Annotated in this window: 15 protein-coding genes; 6 read left to right on the top strand and 9 right to left on the bottom strand. The window is 40.3% G+C overall.

The features are described 5' to 3' along the window. Positions 1–41: 41 nt before the first annotated feature. From rsmB to mscL, 4 genes are all read left to right on the top strand, one after another. Positions 42–1,379: a 16S rRNA (cytosine(967)-C(5))-methyltransferase RsmB gene (gene rsmB / locus A3GE_RS0110595; RefSeq protein WP_026215481.1), complete on the top strand. Its 1,338-nt coding sequence runs from the start codon at positions 42–44 to the stop codon at positions 1,377–1,379. A 17-nt stretch (positions 1,380–1,396) separates the two neighbouring features. Then, complete coding sequence (locus A3GE_RS0110590; RefSeq protein WP_018357234.1) at positions 1,397–2,203, top strand: glycosyltransferase family A protein; 807 nt, start codon at positions 1,397–1,399, stop codon at positions 2,201–2,203. Next, the gene (trkA, locus tag A3GE_RS0110585; protein WP_018357233.1) at positions 2,200–3,576 is read left to right on the top strand and encodes a Trk system potassium transporter TrkA; all 1,377 of its coding nucleotides are present in this window, start codon (positions 2,200–2,202) and stop codon (positions 3,574–3,576) included. Before A3GE_RS0110590 ends, trkA begins: the two co-directional genes overlap by 4 nt. Before the next feature lie 68 nt (positions 3,577–3,644). Beyond that, entirely contained in the window at positions 3,645–4,034 is a 390-nt protein-coding gene (gene mscL, locus A3GE_RS0110580; RefSeq protein WP_018357232.1) for a large-conductance mechanosensitive channel protein MscL, read from the top strand. Between the two features lie 114 nt (positions 4,035–4,148). Here the strand turns inward: mscL and oppF are convergent, their stop codons facing one another. The 5 genes from oppF to A3GE_RS0110555 all read right to left on the bottom strand — a co-directional run bounded on the left by oppF (position 4,149) and on the right by A3GE_RS0110555 (position 9,751). Continuing rightward, positions 4,149–5,138, bottom strand: a complete 990-nt coding sequence (oppF, locus tag A3GE_RS0110575; protein ID WP_018357231.1) for a murein tripeptide/oligopeptide ABC transporter ATP binding protein OppF — start codon at positions 5,136–5,138, stop codon at positions 4,149–4,151. Continuing rightward, complete coding sequence (gene oppD / locus A3GE_RS0110570; RefSeq protein WP_018357230.1) at positions 5,135–6,136, bottom strand: ABC transporter ATP-binding protein; 1,002 nt, start codon at positions 6,134–6,136, stop codon at positions 5,135–5,137. The genes oppF and oppD overlap by 4 nt, the downstream gene beginning before the upstream one ends. A gap of 9 nt (positions 6,137–6,145) precedes the next feature. Next, entirely contained in the window at positions 6,146–7,069 is a 924-nt protein-coding gene (gene oppC, locus A3GE_RS0110565) for an oligopeptide ABC transporter permease OppC (protein ID WP_018357229.1), read from the bottom strand. A gap of 9 nt (positions 7,070–7,078) precedes the next feature. Further along, positions 7,079–7,999, bottom strand: coding sequence for an oligopeptide ABC transporter permease OppB (oppB, locus tag A3GE_RS0110560; RefSeq protein ID WP_018357228.1), 921 nt, complete (start codon positions 7,997–7,999; stop codon positions 7,079–7,081). A 114-nt stretch (positions 8,000–8,113) separates the two neighbouring features. Next, positions 8,114–9,751 carry an ABC transporter substrate-binding protein gene (locus A3GE_RS0110555; RefSeq protein WP_018357227.1) on the bottom strand — a complete coding sequence of 546 codons (1,638 nt, stop codon included), beginning with the start codon at positions 9,749–9,751 and terminating at the stop codon, positions 8,114–8,116. Between the two features lie 254 nt (positions 9,752–10,005). Between A3GE_RS0110555 and tal the strand changes: the two genes are divergently transcribed. Further along, on the top strand, positions 10,006–10,959 hold the full coding sequence (gene tal, locus A3GE_RS0110550; RefSeq protein WP_018357226.1) for a transaldolase: 954 nt from the start codon (positions 10,006–10,008) through the stop codon (positions 10,957–10,959). Positions 10,960–11,314: 355 nt separating this feature from the next. Continuing rightward, a complete protein-coding gene (locus A3GE_RS0110545) occupies positions 11,315–11,938 on the top strand; it encodes a YagU family protein (RefSeq protein WP_018357225.1) in 624 nt (207 codons plus the stop codon). Positions 11,939–12,027: 89 nt separating this feature from the next. On the opposite strand, the gene A3GE_RS0110540 is transcribed toward A3GE_RS0110545, so the two are convergent. From A3GE_RS0110540 to A3GE_RS11355, 4 genes are all read right to left on the bottom strand, one after another. Further along, on the bottom strand, positions 12,028–13,245 hold the full coding sequence (locus A3GE_RS0110540) for an HlyD family type I secretion periplasmic adaptor subunit (protein ID WP_018357224.1): 1,218 nt from the start codon (positions 13,243–13,245) through the stop codon (positions 12,028–12,030). After that, complete coding sequence (locus A3GE_RS0110535) at positions 13,245–15,428, bottom strand: type I secretion system permease/ATPase (protein WP_018357223.1); 2,184 nt, start codon at positions 15,426–15,428, stop codon at positions 13,245–13,247. Before A3GE_RS0110535 ends, A3GE_RS0110540 begins: the two co-directional genes overlap by 1 nt. 18 nt (positions 15,429–15,446) lie before the next feature. Further along, a complete protein-coding gene (locus tag A3GE_RS0110530) occupies positions 15,447–16,715 on the bottom strand; it encodes a TolC family protein (RefSeq protein ID WP_018357222.1) in 1,269 nt (422 codons plus the stop codon). A gap of 413 nt (positions 16,716–17,128) precedes the next feature. Beyond that, the gene (locus A3GE_RS11355) at positions 17,129–19,114 is read right to left on the bottom strand and encodes a hypothetical protein (protein ID WP_136126865.1); all 1,986 of its coding nucleotides are present in this window, start codon (positions 19,112–19,114) and stop codon (positions 17,129–17,131) included. Between the last annotated feature and the right edge of the window lie 447 nt (positions 19,115–19,561).

Raw genomic sequence — 19,561 nt, 5'->3', positions numbered from 1 at the left:
AAAACGAGCGTTCGCAGCAAAAATCGGCAAAAAATAAACCGATGAAAAAAACAGCGAAAAAATCCACCGCACTTTCCTCCAGAGCAGTGGCGGCGCAGGTGATTTTACAGGTACTTGATGAAGGAAAATCCCTTTCTACTTTGATTCCTGAGGCGCAACCAACTCTGAAAGTGCAAGATTTACCGCTACTCCAAGAAATTTGTTTTGGTGTGTGCCGTGTGCTGCCTCGTTTGGAGCAGATTATCCAACGTCTTGTGGATAAACCGCTCAAAGGCAAAACCCGTATTGTGCATTGTTTATTGCTCGTTGGGCTGTATCAGTTGCTTTATATGCGAATCCCGACCCACGCTGCGGTGGATGAAGTTGTCAATGCGACGAAAGCGTTGAAATCAGACAGTTTCCGCGGATTAGTAAATGGCGTACTACGTCGTTTTTTGCGTGAAAAAGAAACCATTTTGGCGCAAGTGGATAAGCATTGGCAAACTTTGCATTCGGAATGGTTTGTAAATAAGTTGAAAAAAGCCTATCCGAATTGGCGTGATATCATCAATGCGAATAATCAAAAACCGCCGATGTGGCTACGGGTTAATGCACAACAAAATAGCGTAGAAAATTACCGCACTTTATTAGCGGAAATCGGCATTTTGGCTGAAACAAGCCCTCATCCTCAGGCGTTACGTTTGGCTTCACCAACATCGGTACAAAAATTACCTCACTTTTCGGAAGGTGTGGTAACGGTGCAGGATTTGAGTGCACAATGGGCGGCGGCTTTACTTGAACCGCAAAATGATGAGTGGATTTTAGATGCGTGCGCCGCACCGGGGGGGAAAACTACCCATATTTTAGAGCTCGCCCCACAAGCGAAGGTGATTGCATTAGACGTGGAAGCTCATCGTTTGAAACGGGTGGAAGAAAATCTGGCACGTTTGAATCAGCAGGCGATTATTGTTTGCGGTGATGCGACCAAGCCCGAACAATGGTTGGCGGAAATCGGGCAAAGTGCGGTTAAATTTGACCGCATTTTATTAGATGCCCCTTGTTCCGCTACCGGTGTGATACGCCGCCATCCTGATATTAAATGGCTACGCCAAGAAACGGATATCGCACAACTTACAACATTACAAAAAAATATTTTAAGAGCCCTTTGGTCGAAATTGAAGCCGAACGGCATTTTGTTATATGCCACCTGCTCAGTGTTACCGGAAGAAAATGATGAACAAATTCGCGCTTTTTTATCAGAGCATTCAAATGCGGAATTATTACCGCTCCCTTTTGAAGGGAATGTGAATGATGATAAAAGTGCGGTCGGTTTTCAGTTTATTCCGCAAGAAAATGGCGGAGACGGATTCTATTATGCTAAGCTGCGTAAGCGAGTCTAACCTAAAAGAGGACAATTATGTTTCCTAATATTGATGTGATCATTCCCTGCTATAACGCGGAAAAAACATTAATACGGGCGGTGGAATCTGTCTTGAATCAACCCTGTTTGGGAAAAATTTGGTTGATTGATGACGCTTCAAGCGATGAGACGCTTGCATTGGCAAATCAACTTTCTGCCCAGTATCCGGAACGAATTTTTGTGGAATCAATGAATAAAAACGGTGGTGTCGCAAAAGCACGAAATTGGGGAGCGTTACAATCTACGAATGAATTGATCGCTTTTTTAGATGCGGACGATGCCTACGAGCAAGGGGCATTAGAAGTGGCAGCAGCAACCTTTCATTTCCAACCGGACACTTCGTTGGTTCGTTTAGCTTTAAAGCCGGTAGGGTTAGCGCAGCGTTATGCCGAACATCCTAATTTTGATTTTGCTTGGCAGTATATGAGAATGACATGCGGGGGGAATGTGGTGTTTCGCCGTGCTTTTTTCTTGGCGTGTGGTGGTTTTCCTCAAAATGTGTTATTCCGTGAGCTAGGCGGTGAAGACGGTGCCTTGGGGATTGCAACAACAAGAATAAGTAAGGTGGCGACATTATTTGATGAGGTCGGTGTGTTGCATTATTGTCGAGAAGGAATGCACGCCGAGCGATTATTGGATTCGATTTTGTTTCAAAAAGCACCTGAAGGTGTGACGGAAGAAAAAATGATGCAGGCAAATGCGGTAACCGATGAAATTTGTTGCCGAATGGAAGCCTTAAAGTGCGGTTTAAATTCGGCGAAAATTGGTATTCAACCTCTTATCTTAACAAGGAGTGGGGCATGAAAATAATGATCCTTGGTGCCGGACAAGTAGGGACGACATTAGCGGAAAGTTTGGTTAGTGAAGATAATGATATTACCTTAGTGGATAATGAATCACCACGGCTTCAGGATTTACAGGAAAAGCATGATTTAAGAGTGGTTCAAGGTTCTCCTTCTTCTCCAAAAGTGTTGCGTGATGCCGGTGCAGCGGATGCGGATTTAATGGTGGCGGTGACATCATCGGATGAAATCAACATGGTGGCGTGCCAAATGGGGTACACGTTATTTAACACGCCAACGCGTATTGCACGTATCCGTGATTCGGAATATTTACGGGAAAAAGAGAAACTATTCAATGATGAAAATGTGCCTATCAACCATTTGATTTCACCGGAAAATTTGGTGACGGATGAAATTACCCGTCTCATTGCTTATCCCGGCGCATTACAAGTGGCACATTTTGCCAAGAATCGTATCAGTGTCGTGGTGGTAAAGGCTTATTACGGTGGGGCATTGGTGGGGTATGCTTTATCGGCCTTCAAAGAACATATGCCGCATATTGAATTTCGGATTGTCTCAATTTTACGCAGTGACAAAACGATTCGTCCTCAAGGTTCGACAATTATTGAAGCCGGTGATGAAATAACCTTTATTTGTGCGACAGAGCATATTAAAGCGGTAATTAGCGAATTACAACGCCTCGAAAAGCCTTATAAACGTGTGATGATTGTTGGTGGAGGGAATATTGCCGCCGGCGTGGCAAAACAATTGGAAGAACATTGCACGGTAAAATTAATTGAGCGTAATGAGGAACGTGCACAAGCCTTAGCGGAAAAATTAGCAAAAACCTTGGTTTTTCATGGTGATGCTTCCGATCAAAATTTGTTGTTTGAAGAACACATTGAGAATATTGATGTATTTTTATCATTAAGTAGCGATGATGAAGCCAACATTATGTCGGCTTTGTTGGCAAAACGTTTAGGGGCGAAAAAAGCCATGGTGTTGATTCAGCGTATGGCATATATCAGCCTAATTCAGGGGGGGGCGATTGATATTGCCGTTTCTCCGCAACAAGCGACAATTTCTGCTTTGTTGGGGTATGTGCGCAAAGGTGATGTGAAAAATGTAGCGAGTTTGCATCATGGAGGTTCCGAAGCGATTGAAATTGTTGCCCACGGTGATTTAAATACTTCCAATATTGTAGGAAAAACTATTCGTAATATTCGTTTGCCTAGCGGGTGCATTATTGGCGCAATTTTACGTAATAATGAAGTGATTATCGGACATAAAAATGTTGAGATTCAGGACGGTGATCATGTCATCGTGTATTTAGGCGATAAGAAAGCGGTTTCTGAAATAGAAAAATTATTCCAACCAAGTTCATTCTTTATCTAAAGGGTTTACTTTTTAAACAAAGAACACATATAATACGCCTAGTTTTTAACTAGCAAAGAGGAAAATTTATGAGCTTTGTAAAGGAATTTCGCGAATTCGCGATGCGTGGTAATGTTGTCGATATGGCTGTCGGTGTAATTATCGGTGGTGCATTCGGTAAAATTGTGAGTTCACTTGTTGGTGATGTTGTGATGCCTGTATTAGGTATCTTAACCGGCGGTGTAGATTTTAAAGATTTAAAATTTATTTTAGAACCGGCAAAAGGTGATATTCCGGCAGTAACATTAAACTACGGTATGTTTATTCAAAACGTTTTCGATTTCATTATTATTGCATTTGCCATTTTCTTGATGGTAAAAGGCATCAATAAATTGAAAAAACCGGCTGAGGCAGCGCCTGCCGAACCTTCAAACGAAGAAAAATTACTTACCGAAATTCGTGATTTGTTAAAAAAATAGTTCATTTTAGAACAGAATAAAAAAGTTGGCATAAGCCAACTTTTTTATTTTCTATGATAATGCTGTGTTGAAGTATTTGGATAAAAAGCATGTTTTTCAACCGCACTTTTACCGCTAGATTTTTAAGCACGCCACAAAATGGGTGTTGTTCTCCGTGTTAAACGTCGGCTTTTTAGTACTACAATTTTTGTCTGCCAACGGGCATCTGGTACGAAATACACAGCCGGATGGCGGGTTAATGGGAGAAGGGAGATCCCCTTCTAAAAGCTGAATATTTTTATTTCGTTCCAATTTCGGGTCAGGAATCGGCACGGCTGACATAAGAGCTTTGGTGTAAGGGTGTTTGGTGTGGTTATACACCTCATCATCGCTCCCTAGCTCCATGGTATTGCCTAAATACATCACAAGCACTCGGTCGGAAATATGTTTTACCACAGCAAGATCATGGGCAATAAAAATCAGCGATAACCCCATTTCTTCTTGTAATGATTTCAGCAAATTCACGACTTGAGCCTGAATAGACACATCCAGTGCGGAAACCGGCTCATCACAAATAATCATCTTAGGCTCAATGATCAGCGCTCGTGCAATACCGATGCGTTGGCATTGTCCCCCTGAAAATTCGTGGGGATAGCGATTAATTAAATTTGGCAATAGCCCTACTTTTAACATCATCGCTTGCACTTTTTCTTTTACTTGTTCCGCGTTCAAATGAGGTTGATAAATTTTGAGCGGCTCCGCAATAATTTCGCCGATATTCATTCGAGGATTGAGCGATGCGAGCGGATCTTGGAAAATCATTTGAATATCTTTGCGTGTTTCACGCCATTGTTTAGGAGATTGTTTGCGTAGATCTTTGCCTAACCAAATAATTTCGCCTTCGTTTGCTTGCACTAAGCCAATAATGGCACGGGCGAGGGTGGATTTTCCACAGCCCGACTCCCCCACCACGCCTAAGGTTTCGCCGGCATAAAGCTGGAAAGACACATTTTTTACTGCCTTTAAGGTTTGCGGTTTAGCAAAAAAGAGGGCTTTATCATTTTTGATTTTGAAGGATACGCCCAAATTCTTAACATCTAATAACAGGTTTTTCTCTTTAATCATAGGGGGCGCTCCTCAAATTGTTCCGCCGGAATCCAACAATTCCGCAAATGTTCTTTGGAAAGTGCGGTCAGTTTTGGCGCAGTTTTACATTGCTCACCTGCATAATGGCAACGAGGTGAAAATGGACAGCCTGCCGGTAAATGTAACAAATTTGGCGGATTTCCCGGAATCGTTACGAGCGTATCATTTTTACCATCAAGACGAGGAATCGCTTCCATCAGCCCAAGGGAATAAGGATGGGTCGGATGATAGAAAATTTGTTCCGCATTGCCGTATTCCATTGTGCGACCGGCATACATCACGAGCACTTTATCGCAAATTCCCGCTACCACACCAAGATCGTGAGTGATCATAATAATTGCTGTATTAAATTCCCGCTTAAGCTCATTCAATAAGGTCATAATTTGGGCTTGTACCGTCACATCAAGCGCAGTGGTCGGTTCATCGGCAATGAGCAATTTCGGACGGCAAAGTAATGCCATGGCAATCATTACACGCTGACGCATACCACCTGAAAATTCGTGGGGATACATTCCCATACGTTTTTTTGCCTCAGGCATTTTCACCGCGTCCAACATTTTCACCGACTCATTAAATGCAGTTTGTTTGTCGTAACTTTTGTGCAGCATCAAGACTTCCATTAATTGTTCACCAATCTTCATATAAGGATTTAATGATGTCATGGGATCTTGGAAAATCATCGCAATTTGTTCGGCTCGGATTTTATTGAGTTGTGCCGTGGGTAAATTCACCAGTTGTGTACCGTCAAATATTGCAGAACCGGAAACCTTTCCATTCTGTGCGAGCAAACCCATTAAAGCAAAGGCCGTTTGGGATTTACCGGAACCGGATTCTCCCACAATACCGAGAGTTTGTCCCGCATCTAATGTGAAATTAAGATCATTCACCGCGGTAACAATACCATCGGGCGTATGGAAATTGACATAGAGGTTTTGCACATCCAATAAGTGCGGTTGATTTTTCTGTTGTTTTTCCATAAACCTCTCCTAACGATCTTTCGGATCAAGGGCATCACGCAAGCCATCACCGATAAAGTTGAAACAAAATAGGGTTAAACAGAGGAAGAATGCCGGAAAAATTAAAAGCCAAGGGGCGACTTCCATTTGTGCTGCGCCATCACTTAATAATGCCCCCCAACTGCTCATCGGCTCTTGTGTCCCCAAACCTAAGAAACTCAAAAAGGATTCAAATAGGATCAATCCCGGTACTTCTAAAGAGGCATAAACCGCCACTAAACCTAATACATTGGGAATGATGTGTTTGAGAATGATTTGACGACGCGGTACACCGCATACAATGGCGGCTTCAACAAATTCCTTGTTTTTGAGGCTAAGGGTTTGCCCCCGTACAATACGAGCCAAACCTAACCACGCAATCGCCCCAATAGCAACGAAGATCAATAAAATATTTTGTCCGAAAAGGGTGACGAGTAAAATCACGAAAAACATAAAAGGGAATGAGCTGAGAATTTCTAGGAAACGCATCATCACCATATCCACTTTGCCGCCAAAATAGCCGGAAATTGCGCCATAAATTGTTCCGATTATTACGGAGATTAACGCACCGGCAATGCCTACCATAAGGGAAATCCGTCCTCCAATAGCCACCCGAACGAGCAAATCCCTACCTGAAGAATCCGTACCAAAGAAGTGTAACCCTTCAGTGGTTGGGGCAATACCCATCATATTCCAATCCGTATCTTCATAAGTGAAGGGAAAAAAGAAGGGGGCAAAAGTAATAAATAACACAATCAGCATTAATAAAATTAAACTGACTACGGCGGCTTTATTGCGGAAGAAACGGCGTTTTGCATCTTGCCAGAGACTACGCCCCTCAAGTTGCATTTCGTCTATCCGTTCGGCAAGTTGTTCGACAAATTCGGTGTTTTTTTGATTAATAGGTTGGGTCATTGCACACTCCTAATAACGAATTTTCGGGTCAATGACTGCATATAAAATATCCACAATCATATTAAACAAAATAGTCAGCGAACCAACAAGAATGGTTAAACTCAACACTAAAGAATAGTCACGATTCAACGCACCATTCACAAATAATTTTCCCATACCCGGTAAACCGAACACACTTTCGATCACCATTGAACCTGTAATAATGCCGACGAATGCCGGGCCAAGATAAGTAATGACAGGCAACAGTGCCGGGCGAAGGGCGTGTTTTAAAATAATTCGACGGGTCGAAAGCCCTTTGGCTTTAGCAGTACGAATAAAATTTGAATGAAGTACTTCAATCATTGAGCCCCGCATAATCCGTGCAATCCCCGCGACATAGCCAATGGTGAGTGAGGCAACCGGTAAAATTAAATAGGGTAAAGCCCCTTGATTCCAACCACCGGCAGGCAACCAACCAAGCCAAATGGCAAAAAATAATACAAGGAGGGGTGCGAATACGAAACTAGGCATAATTACGCCCGTCATCGACATACTCATCAAAATGTAATCCCATCGACTATTTTGTTTTAATGCGGCAATTGTTCCGGCTGAAATACCAAGGGTGAGTGCAAACAAAAAAGCAATGCTGCCAAGTTTAAGGGAGACGGGAAATGCCGAACCTATTAAATCGTTTACGGACTGATCTTTATATTTAAAAGAGGGGCCGAAATCCCCTTTGGCAAGATTTTCTAAATACAGCATATACTGTTTATGCAAGGGTTCATTTAAGGGATATTTTGCTTCAATGTTTGCCATCACTTCAGGCGGGTAGGCTCGTTCGGAGGTGAAAGGGCTACCCGGAGCCAAACGCATCAGAAAAAAAGAAAAGGTGATTAAAATAAACAACGTGGGAATGGCTTCCAACACGCGTTTAAGAATAAATTTAAACATGATTACTCCAACCCAAAAATATCACTACGATTTCTTTCCTTGTTTATGAATCAAGGATTTTATAAAAATAAAAGTGCGGTCAAAAAAACAGGCGTTTTTCCAACCGCACTTTTCTTAATGTTTAATGATATAAAGATTACGCAATAAAATATGATCTTGCGGATCTTTAGCGGTATAGCCGCCCACGTAAGCTTTCACTAAGCGAGGGTTTACATAGTTATAAATCGGCACGATAGCAAAATCTTGCGCTAAAATCGCTTCTGCTTTTGCATAGGCTTCCGCACGTCCTTTTGCGTCAGTGGCAAGATAGGATTCTGCCATTGCCTTATCATATTCCGCACTGGCGTATTTTGCCGTGTTGTTACTGGAGGTTGATAAGAAATAGTTACCGAAAGTCGTAGCTTGGTTGTAGTCCGCAAGCCAACCTGCTCGAGCCAAATCGTAATGACCGGTACGGCGGCTGGCAATGTAAGTTTTCCATTCTTGGTTTTCTAATTTCACATCAATTAATCCTTTGGTATTGGCTTTCCACATAGAGGCAGCAGCTATTGCCACTTTCTTGTGGTTTTCATTGGTGTTGTAAAGAATGGTAAATTTCAACGGATTGGATTTGCTGAAACCGGCTTCTTCTAATAGTTTAATGGCTTCTTCATTACGTTTTGTCATTGGTTCTTGGGAATAAGCCGGTTGCTGAATGAGCTCCCCCTCCGCAATATAAGTCGGTGTGAAAACATAAGTGGGTGTTTGACCTTGCGCCAGTACTTTATCGGTAATAACATTACGATCAAGGGCATAATTTAAGGCTTGGCGTACACGTTTATCATTGAAAGGCGCTTTCTTATTATTGATTTCATACATATAAGTTGACAAAATGCGGGCTGCAAAAACTTGATCCGGCAATTCTTTTTTCAACTTGACAAATTGCTCCGGTGGAAGCGCGTAATTGGTAATATCCAAATCACCGGCACGATAACGCGATACATCGGTACTCGCATTTTCAATCGCCAAGAAAGTCGCTGTATTTATGACCGTTTCTTTATCATTCCAATAAAGCGGATTGCGTTCAAACTCAATTTTTTCGTTGATCACGTGATCTTTTAGTTTATAAGCGCCATTGGTGACAATATTTTCTTTTTTCACCCAAGCATCACCAAATTTTTCAATGATTTTTTGCGGTACGGGTAATAGAGATTGGTGGGTGGTTAAACCGGCGGCATAAGGTACGGGATTGGAGGAATAAACCACAAAGGTGTGATCGTCTTTGGCTTCAACGCCTAATTCTTCCGGTTTTTTCTTGCCGTCAATAATATCTTGCGCGTTCGCCACCTGCATATAGTCTAAAAAGCTGGCGTAAGGTGATGCTGTGTTAGGATTGACTAAACGATGCCAAGAATACACAAAATCCTGTGCCGTAATCGGATCACCGTTTGACCATTTGGCATCTTTGCGGAGATGGAATGTCCAAGTTTTATAATCCGGTGAGCTTTCCCAACTTTCTGCTACACCCGGCACTAATTCACCGTCTGAATTAGTGCTCAGTAAGCCTTCAAATAATTGATAAGCCACTTGTGATTCCGGTACGCCTTCAGTTTTATGCGGATCGAAACTTTGTGGCTCCGCACCGTTATTAATCACAATATTTTGTACAGGCGCAAGTTCCGTCCCAGCAGGCACTTGGGCTGCATAAAGAGTGCCGGAGAGGGCTAACGTGAGGGCTGAAAAAACAAATTTAGTGAGTAAGTTATGTTGCATATACGCTCCTTGTGTGGATTATTGTTTTTAGTTCATTATGGTTAGAATCCTTATCTTTAACTGGTTTATCTTAAATATCTGATTTTGTAAAGCGTTTATTTGGAGATAAAGGTGATATTGATCACAATTTTTGTAAAAAATAAAAAATCTTTATTTTTTTATAAAAACTATTGGATATATTGCGATTTCACACTATCACTACAAATTCGATTTATGCTATCGTTATGAGCATCAATTAAAACAAGGAGAAGACAATGACAACTCAATTAGATTCACTTCGTAGTATGACGGTGGTGGTAGCAGATACCGGCGATATTGAAGCCATTAAAAAATACCAACCACAAGATGCGACAACTAACCCTTCCTTAATTTTAAGTGCTTCGGCATTGCCACAATACGCGCCATTGATTGATGAAGCTGTAAGCTATGCTAAAGCACAAAGCAATGATAAAGCACAACAATTAATTGATGCGGAAGATAAATTAGCGGTAAATATTGGTTTAGAAATTTTAAAAATCGTCCCGGGACGTATTTCTACTGAGGTAGATGCCCGCCTTTCTTATAATACCCAAGCCACCGTTGAGAAAGCCCGTAAACTGATCGCACTTTACAACGCTGCCGGCATTTCAAATGATCGTATTTTGATTAAAATCGCTTCAACATGGCAAGGTATCCGTGCGGCAGAAATTCTTGAAAAAGAAGGCATTAATTGTAACCTCACTTTATTATTCTCAGAAGCGCAAGCCCGTGCCTGTGCCGAAGCAGGGGTATATTTAATTTCGCCGTTTGTGGGGCGTATTCTCGATTGGTATAAAGCGAACAGTGATAAAAAAGAATATGCACCGGCAGAAGATCCGGGCGTGATTTCTGTCACCAAAATTTACAATTATTACAAAGAGTACGGTTACAATACCGTGGTGATGGGAGCAAGTTTCCGTAATGTGGGTGAAATCACCGAATTAGCCGGTTGTGATCGCTTAACCATTGCGCCGCCACTCCTCAAGGAATTACAAGAAAATTCAACCGCACTTGTACGTAAACTTGAATATAAAGGTGAAGTGAAAACCAAACCTCAACCGTTAACTGAAGCGGAATTCTACTGGCAGCACAACAGTGATGCCATGGCAGTCGAAAAACTGGCTGAAGGTATTCGTAAGTTCGCAATCGACCAAGAAAAATTAGAGGCGATGCTCGCAGCTAAATTATAATTTTGGCTGAATTGATATTAATTTTTGCCCCGTTGCCTGATAAGCCGCGGGGCATTTTTATAGGGGATTTGATTTATAGGTTTCGGTGTTAAAGAATGTAGTGAAAAGCGATAAAGAGTGAAAACTTTAGTGTTTAAATACTCTTTTTTGAGTAGAAAATAATTTTAAATCTTGACTGTTCAGCTAAATTGGTAAAGAATTTGTGTTCATATTTCACCGTGAATTATCAGTAGATTATTTTTTTACAATGTAAAAATAAGCGCATAATGATTAAGCGGTGAAATTTTGTAGCACACTTTTTTGGTTTTGATGTTAAAGAAGTGTGGTTAATTTTTTAACATTTTCGGAGCAAAATATGTCAGGTATTTTCACTCAAACTCCGCCAAATCGTCGCCGTTATGGAGTGGCAATTTTTGTCGGTATTATCGCAGGTATCATCTCTGCCTTTGTAAAATGGGGAGCTGAGCATCCATTCCCACCTCGTAGCCCAATTGATTTTTTCGCAGCAGCTTGTAAAGTGGATATTACGGGATTGACCCAAGATCAAGTATTGCAAGTTTGTTCACGTGCTTTCTTAAACCCTCCACACGTTTTCTTGCGTGATTATTTAGGTATCGATCCAACAGAAGCAGCATTCACTTTTGCAGATCATGCCTTTAACTGGATTGGTGTGACACACATCATTTTCTCATTAGTGTTCGCTATCGGTTACTGCTTAGTAGCAGAACGTTTCCCAAAAATCAAATTCTGGCAGGGTATCGGTGCCGGTATTATCGCAAACATCTGTGTTCACTATATCACTTTCCCAATGTTGGGCTTAACACCGCCTGTTGCGGAATGGCCGCTCTATGAACACATTTCCGAATTAGTCGGTCATATTTTCTGGTTCTGGATGATTGAAATTATCCGTCGTGATTTACGCAATCGCATCACCGGTCAGCCTGATCCGGAAGTGCCTTTGAAAGAGGCGACAGAATAGAGTTCAAAAAAGTGCGGTGAAAATTCATCGCATTTTTTCTTGTTTCAAAAACAAAAGAGCATTGTTTTACCTTCAATGCTCTTTATGAATTAACGTTCTTGCAATGCTTGTTTCATACGAGTGATTGGTTTAATGAGATATTGGAAAACAGTTTTTTCACCGGTTTTAATATCTACCGTTGCTGTCATTCCCGGTGTAATATCCAGTTTTTGACCTTTACTATCAGTGATTGATGTTCCTTGTGTTTCAATCAAAATCCGATAATAAGCTTGATCCGCATTTAAGTTCAATTCACTACGACGGCGTTCATCTTGCAACGTATCAGGGCTTATCAAAGTAACTTTCCCTTCAAGACCGCCATAAATAGAATAATCATAGGCACTGATTTTTACTAAAGCAGGTTGTCCCGGTCGAATAAACGCGACATCTTTCGGACTAATATAAGCTTGCACAAGTAAAGTATCATCTAGGGGGACAATTTCAAGAATATCTTGCCCTGCTTGTACCACCCCCCCTACGGTATTAATACGGATATTTTTTACCACACCACGTAAAGGTGCTTTAATTTGTGAACGTTCTACCGGATCAGCCCTCATTGCCATATTTTCGCGGGCTTGGGCAAGCTCGGATTCAGTCTGAACCAGTTCATTATTAGCATCAGCTGAATAACGATTACGGCGTTCGGTAATTTGTTGGGCAAAATCCGAAGATTGTCTTTGCATTCTGAGCAATTCTACTTGAGAAACTACTCCTTTTTTTACCATAGGCTGAGTAATTGCAATCTCTTTATCTAAAAGCGCTTTACTCTGTGCTAACCCCTCCACTGCATCAAGCATCGCTTTACGGCGAGCATTATAAGCGGCGGTTTCCCGTGAAACCACATCTTCAGGAATATCGTCGGCAAATACCAATGGTTTACCTGCAGATTCAGCTTGTAAACGAGCAACCACTGCACGTAAGTTTTGAACTTTTGCTTCACTTTCACGCAATATTGCTGAGCTACGGGTATCATCAAGGGTCAATAATACTTGCCCTTTTTCAACAATTTCCCCTTCTTTAACCTTCATTTCTTGAATAATACCGGGATCCAAACTCTGTACAATCTGTTCACGGCTACTCGGAATAACACTGCCTTGTCCACGGGTTACTTCTTCAAGAGGGCTAAAATATGCCCATATTACGAAGGTAACGAGGAAAATAAAAAAGAGAATGATGACCGAAAAAATACCTCGGTGTTTTTCAACCTGTAATGCGGCGTTCAAATCATTAATTAATGTTAAATCCGATTGCTTTATTTTTTCACTCACTATTCCTCTCCTTCAGCTGTATTGGCTGCCTGCTTTTGTTGTGGCTGCGATTTTTGTACTTGTTGTTGCTCATTCTTTCTTAAATGCTCTAAAACCGCATCTCTCGGTCCATCAATCGCTACTTTTCCATTATCAATCACAATAATACGGTTAACTAATTTCAACACTTGAGGACGATGAGTAACCATAATCATGGTGCGATTCCCCATCCAACGCGCAAGAGCCTGCAGTACCATTTCTTCTGTACCTTGATCAAGATCACTGGTTGGTTCATCAAGTAACACAACTCGCGGATCTTTGATTGTTAAACGGGCAAGTGCAACCAATTGCTTTTGACCACCGGATAAACCTTGTCCATTTTCGCCCAACGGCATATCTAATCCTCTTGGGTGGCTATTTACTAAATGCTCTAAACCAAAACGATATAAAGCATTAACTAATTCAACATCACCCGCAAAATTATCCGCTCTAGCAATATCTAAATTTTCACGTAATGTTCCTAAAAAAAGGCGTGGGGACTGACCAAACAATGCGACTTGATTACGGAGATAATTTGGATCAATTTGGCGTAGATCTACATTATCTAATGTGACATTACCCGAATGAGGTTCATATAAACCGGCTGCTAATTTTAATAAGGTGCTTTTTCCGCTTCCGACACGACCCAAAATAGCTACTTTTTCACCCGGGTTAATAGTGATTGATAATTGTGATAAAGCATTCGGGCTTTCTTTATTATATTGAAAGTTCACATTGTTAAAGCTAATTTTACCTTGGGTTTGTTTTAAAGTAATGTACTTCCGATCATCAACTCTTTCAATCGGGCGGTTCACAATATCATCCACCCCTTTTAATGCTAAACGTGCTTGTTGGAAACGTGTTGCCAACCCTGCAATTTGAGCGAGTGGCGCTAATGCCCGTCCGGACAAAATCACCGAAGCAATTAATGCCCCCATTGTAATACGGCTGGCTTCGTCTTCACTATGAATTAAATAGGTACCTAATAACACTAAAAACACCGTATTTAATTGTTGTAATCCGACAGAAAAGTTCACGACAAAGTTACTTAAATCTTTCACTTTAATCTGTGAAGCTGATGTTTTTGCTGTGTACATATCCCAACGTTGTTGTGCCCAATTCGTTGCATTATTAGCCTTTAATGTTTCAATACCATCCAATGCTTCAACGATTAATCCCTGACGTTGTGACGATTCACGCATAGATTCATTGATTCTTGCCGCTAATTTGGGCTGTACGGCAATCCCTACTAAAATTACCGTTGGAATAATAATTAATGGAACAAGCGCTAATTTCCCACCAATTAAATAAATAACAAAGACGAATAAAAAGAGGAAAGGTAAATCTACTAATACGAGTAAGCTCGCACTGGTCATAAATTCACGGACAGACTCAAAATCTCGGAGATTATTGGCATAAGATCCTGACGATGCTGGTTTATCAATAAGCCTCAATGCCATAACCCGTCTAAATAAAGCCGAGCTAATAATCAAATCCGCTTTCTTCCCTGCAATATCCGTCAAATGTCCACGAATCATTTTAGCTGCAAATTCAAAACTAATCGCGAGTACAACCCCGATACTCAGTGCCCATAAGGTTTCATAAGTTTTATTCGGAATCACACGATCATAGACATTCATTACATATAATGAGCTGACTAATGCCAAAAAGTTAATAATGAAGGTGGCTAAAATTACTTGTCCGTAGTAGGCTTTAAAACGCCAAATTACTTTCCAAAACCAAGCCTTCGGTAAATGGTATTCCGGTAATTCAGAACGAATATCGGAGGTAACTTTAGGTTTAATAAACCAACAATAACCTAAATAAATATCCTTTAGTTCCTTATAATCTAAAACCCGTTCCACCTTATCTGTTTGACGAATATGAAAACGACGGTTTATACCCGCTCCTTCAATTTTTGTAATTACCAAGGCTTCTTCATCTTCCAAAATAGCCACAACAGGCGTTGCCAAACTTGGAATATCGGTTAGCTCCCGTTTGGAAATAGAGTTTTCAAAACCATAAGTTTTTAAAACCTCCCTTAAAGAGGAAAAATTAACATCTAACCGCTGATCTCTGATAACTTGAGCGGTTAATGCTTCTTGTGCAATAGGCGTGCCATGTAACTGAGTCACTAATGCCAAATGTTCAATAATCGATTTCATACAACTTAATTTTTTATGTTATTTATGTTTAGATTTCGGTGAGTTTTCTATTCCCACCCAATTTGTAATACGAGCCTGAGAGGCCAGATAAGCTAATGCAGCATCACGAAAATCATTTCTAGCGGTGACTTCATCAATCTGAATACGGGTTAATTCTTGATAAGAATTAAGTAGATCAATCAAACTACGAGCTGCTACCTCAAATTGTAACTCATTATCGCTTACTACCTTGCGTTGCAAAGCAATTTGCTTCTTAGCTACGGAAGCCAATTTTTGGTTACGAATCATGTCCGTTTCAGAGGTTAGCGACTTTTCTTGCACCGACAACTCAATTTCACGTAATTTTGCTTCTGCAGCTTTTTGAGAGTAATAACTTTGTTGCTCCGCATATTTCGTCGCGGGATTATAAATATCCCAAGACATATTGACATAAAGTTCACGCTCGTGACGACTGGCGGATCCCTCTAGATTAATTGCTGGCAAACGTCTTGCTTTAGCAGCCTCAACGGCAGCACGAGAGCTATTAAACTCAGCTTGTTGAGCCAAATAACTTGGGTTATTTTTTACTTCTGGATTTTTATAACGCTCAATAAATTGATGCACATTGACTTGATTGAAGGGTTCAACCAAATCCGATGCAGACAGGACTTTTTGACTGTAACGGCTTAGGCGATTAAGCGCAGATTGCATAATTCGTTCTTGCATTAAAATTGTGGTTTCAACCTGATTTTTACGGGAAAGAGCCTCATTTACCTCTGAGTAACGTCCTTCATCAAAACTTGCAATCACCCCAAGATTCTTTAATATCTTTTCGTGGCGCTGTAAGCTCTCTTTATAAATTGCAATTGTTTCTTTCGCCCTTAATGCCATTAGATAAAGTTGAGCAATATCCTGCCCCATCACTTCTTGGGTTTCAGTCAATTTATGCTGATAGTAAGTCTGTTTATGTTTGTCACGTTCAATTTCGGCTTCAATTCCTCCCCACGCATAAAGATTAACTCTCGCAGCGACTCCGGGACCCGAACGGCGTTCACTGGTGTAACGATGCTGTTGACTTAACACTTGGGTACCTGTTAGTGATACCACTGGAATATGACCAGCCTCCGATACTTTTGTTTGACTTGCAGCCATGGCAATATTAGCTTTTGCTTCGTCTAATGTCGGATCAGCTATAAACGCATATTGTAAAATATCGGTTAATGTTGTCTTCGCCAATATATTTGGTGAGAATAAAATAAACATACCGATAACTGAGAATGAATATTTAGACAATGATAAATATTTCATAAGACTCCTTCTAGATCTTTTTAATTAAGTGATTGTATTTTATAAAAATTTTAAATCCTATCTCATTGGTAATAAGAAAAATAAAATGAATATTCTATTATTTTATTTTGCACTTAAACAGATTCGACATCTTACTCTTTTCTAATTTTTTTTCAATCTAAAAATCCCAATTTAAATATTGCCTTTATTTTAATTTTTAATCCCTTCGGGGAAGAGTTTCTAATTGTGATAAGGACAATTTTTCATAAGATAAAAATTACATATTTTCTATTTCCCCTAATACATAATGTTATCACATATAAAAATTGCCAAAAGTGCGGTTAATTTTTTCAAAATTTTAATTTCCCTATTCAAAGAAATCCCCCGAGTTTTCACAGCGGGGGATTTGAACTAAGTTAAGTCACTAAAGACAATTAGATGATTTGGACTCCTTGTTGGATATAGATAGCCTCATCATTTACCTCACCGCTTGCGGTACGATAAGTATATTTGTCATAAGTAATACCATCGTGAACTACATCGGATTCGGTTTTTTCCCAGAAATTCCAGTTAGATTTAATAGCACCACCGCCATCTTTAAATTTGGTACCATTAATATATTTACCGTTATCACCGAAGTCCACGGTATCATTTGTACCACCTTTAATGTAGATAGCTTTTGTGGTGTCATTAGCTTGAGTAATATAACTATTGCTAATGCCGATAGTTTGAGCCGTTGGCGTGGTTAAATCAATCACCTCAAAATTCAATACATTTTGCAAGCTTACTTTACCATCTGATTTGGTTAAGACTAAAGTATCATTACCATCACCACCGTCGAGTCTTGCCCAAGCTGCACCGGTTTCGATACGATCACCCATAATGGCTACATCATCTCCAGCACCTAACTTAGCTTCTTGTCGTGCAAATAATCCACTCACAGAGAAAGTATCATTACCATCGCCCATATCAATGACACCACTTGAAGGTGCTTTTGTACCTACAGATTTAGCAATAAATACATCGTTACCGTTACCAAAGGTAATCGTATTCTTATCATACATAGAGCCAACTTCCATATAGTTATCGCCATTACCAAAGCTGATAGTTTTAGTTCCGGCGAAATCTTTGTTGACATCGGCACGTAACACATCATTACCATCACCGTAACTAATATCTAAACCTGCTGCTTGTACAGTAGTGCCACTAAAGTTAATAGTGTTATTACCTTCACCCATTCTGATGTTGTAGTTACCAACAACAAATGTTTCAGCAAAAGTCAGCTTATCGTTACCTTCTCCCATATCAAAATAACCATCGGTAGCAGACCCCATAGATTGGACAGACCCTCGAACTTGGATATGATCATCACCTTTGCCCATTTCAATATGAATTTTCGAACCAACATTGATGTTACGACCTACAGAGCCATTGCTCACCCCCATACCGCCGAAATTATCTAAACCGACAATTAAGGTGTCATTGCCATCTGTAGAAACAAATGCGCCATTTTCAGCTCTGGTAGAAGATTGGGCAAAACCGGTAACTAACTGTCTATCAAATCGAGTACCATTTGGATCAGGTCCCTCTTCAGCTGTATAACTAGTAAACAAGTTTCTCACTGCATTAATTTTCGTTTCGGAAACATTACCTGCCGCATCAATTACTTGAAGAGTAATACTTTGAGGGACCTTACGATTCCAGTTTGCTAAATCAATCGTATAAGTGCCATCACCATTATCAACAGCATCTTTAAGCGCGCTTTCTCCACTACCTGTATGATATTTATATTTAATGGTCGCGCCAATTTCTGAAACTCCATCTGCTTTAAGAACCATGGTATTGGTATCAGAATTTAACTCTTTAACATCCATTGACTCAACAATGGTATCTAAGCGATAGTTAAAGACTTTTTCAGATAAATCAGTACCATTTTGATCTTCAACAACTACTTTGTAACGATAAAGTGTATTTGTTGTTTCCGCTTGTGGTGTGGTCGGTTTAACAGTGTAATTAAGACCATTATTTGTCATTTGATCCGTTAAATCTTCAACACGTCCTTCATTACCATCAACAATTGTATAACGTAACACCTTAACAACTTGACCCGCTTTAGGTTCTTTATCCAATGTAAAGTGTAATTCTGCACTTGGATCGTTGGTTAAACCTGTTTGGCGGCTAATCGCTTTAGTTGCATCAGAATCTGCCATACCATCAATACGACCCACATATTCGCCATTATCTGTATAGAAATCAGCTACATTTTGTGCATCATCCGTCAAATTATCTTGAAGATAAATATCAGTCACAACAGGTGCACTTTCAGTTTTATCCGTATCGGTAATTTCTTGACCATTAACAGTAACTTTCGCAGTAACATCATAAGAAACATCGAATTTAGGATTATTGAATTCTGTCACTACCTCTGTAACTTCATCTTCGCCAGAGCCTGTTACTGTTGTCGTTACTGTACTTGTCGGAACTTTGATTTCCCAAGCACCATCAGCACCTACTTTAGCCTTACCGGTGAAATAATTTTCTCCATTAGCGGTAATCGTAACATCGACCTCTGAATCAGCTGGAATACTAGTTGTTGTACCTTTTACAACAAAACCTTTAACAACTTTTGTTACACCATTTTCGGTTGTATTACTTATCTCTTCAGTTGCGATATTTGATGGCAAGAATTGAGCATAACCTTCAGTACCCTCAGCTACTTGAGCTTGACCCGCTATGTTATTAATATCGATTTTCGGTTGTTCATCTTGTTTAGATGTATCGTTAACAGTTACNTCATTACCTTCAACACCCCCTACAGTGAATTTACCTTTTTCTTCTCCTTCGGTTGTGTTATCCGCTTTCACCGG

Origin of the sequence: Rodentibacter pneumotropicus DSM 21403, from assembly GCF_000379905.1 — a bacterium.
In the GTDB taxonomy this organism is placed as follows: Bacteria; Pseudomonadota; Gammaproteobacteria; order Enterobacterales; family Pasteurellaceae; genus Rodentibacter; species Rodentibacter pneumotropicus.
Note: the sequence above shows the minus strand (reverse complement) of the source record. Positions and strands in the feature narration are given on the sequence as shown.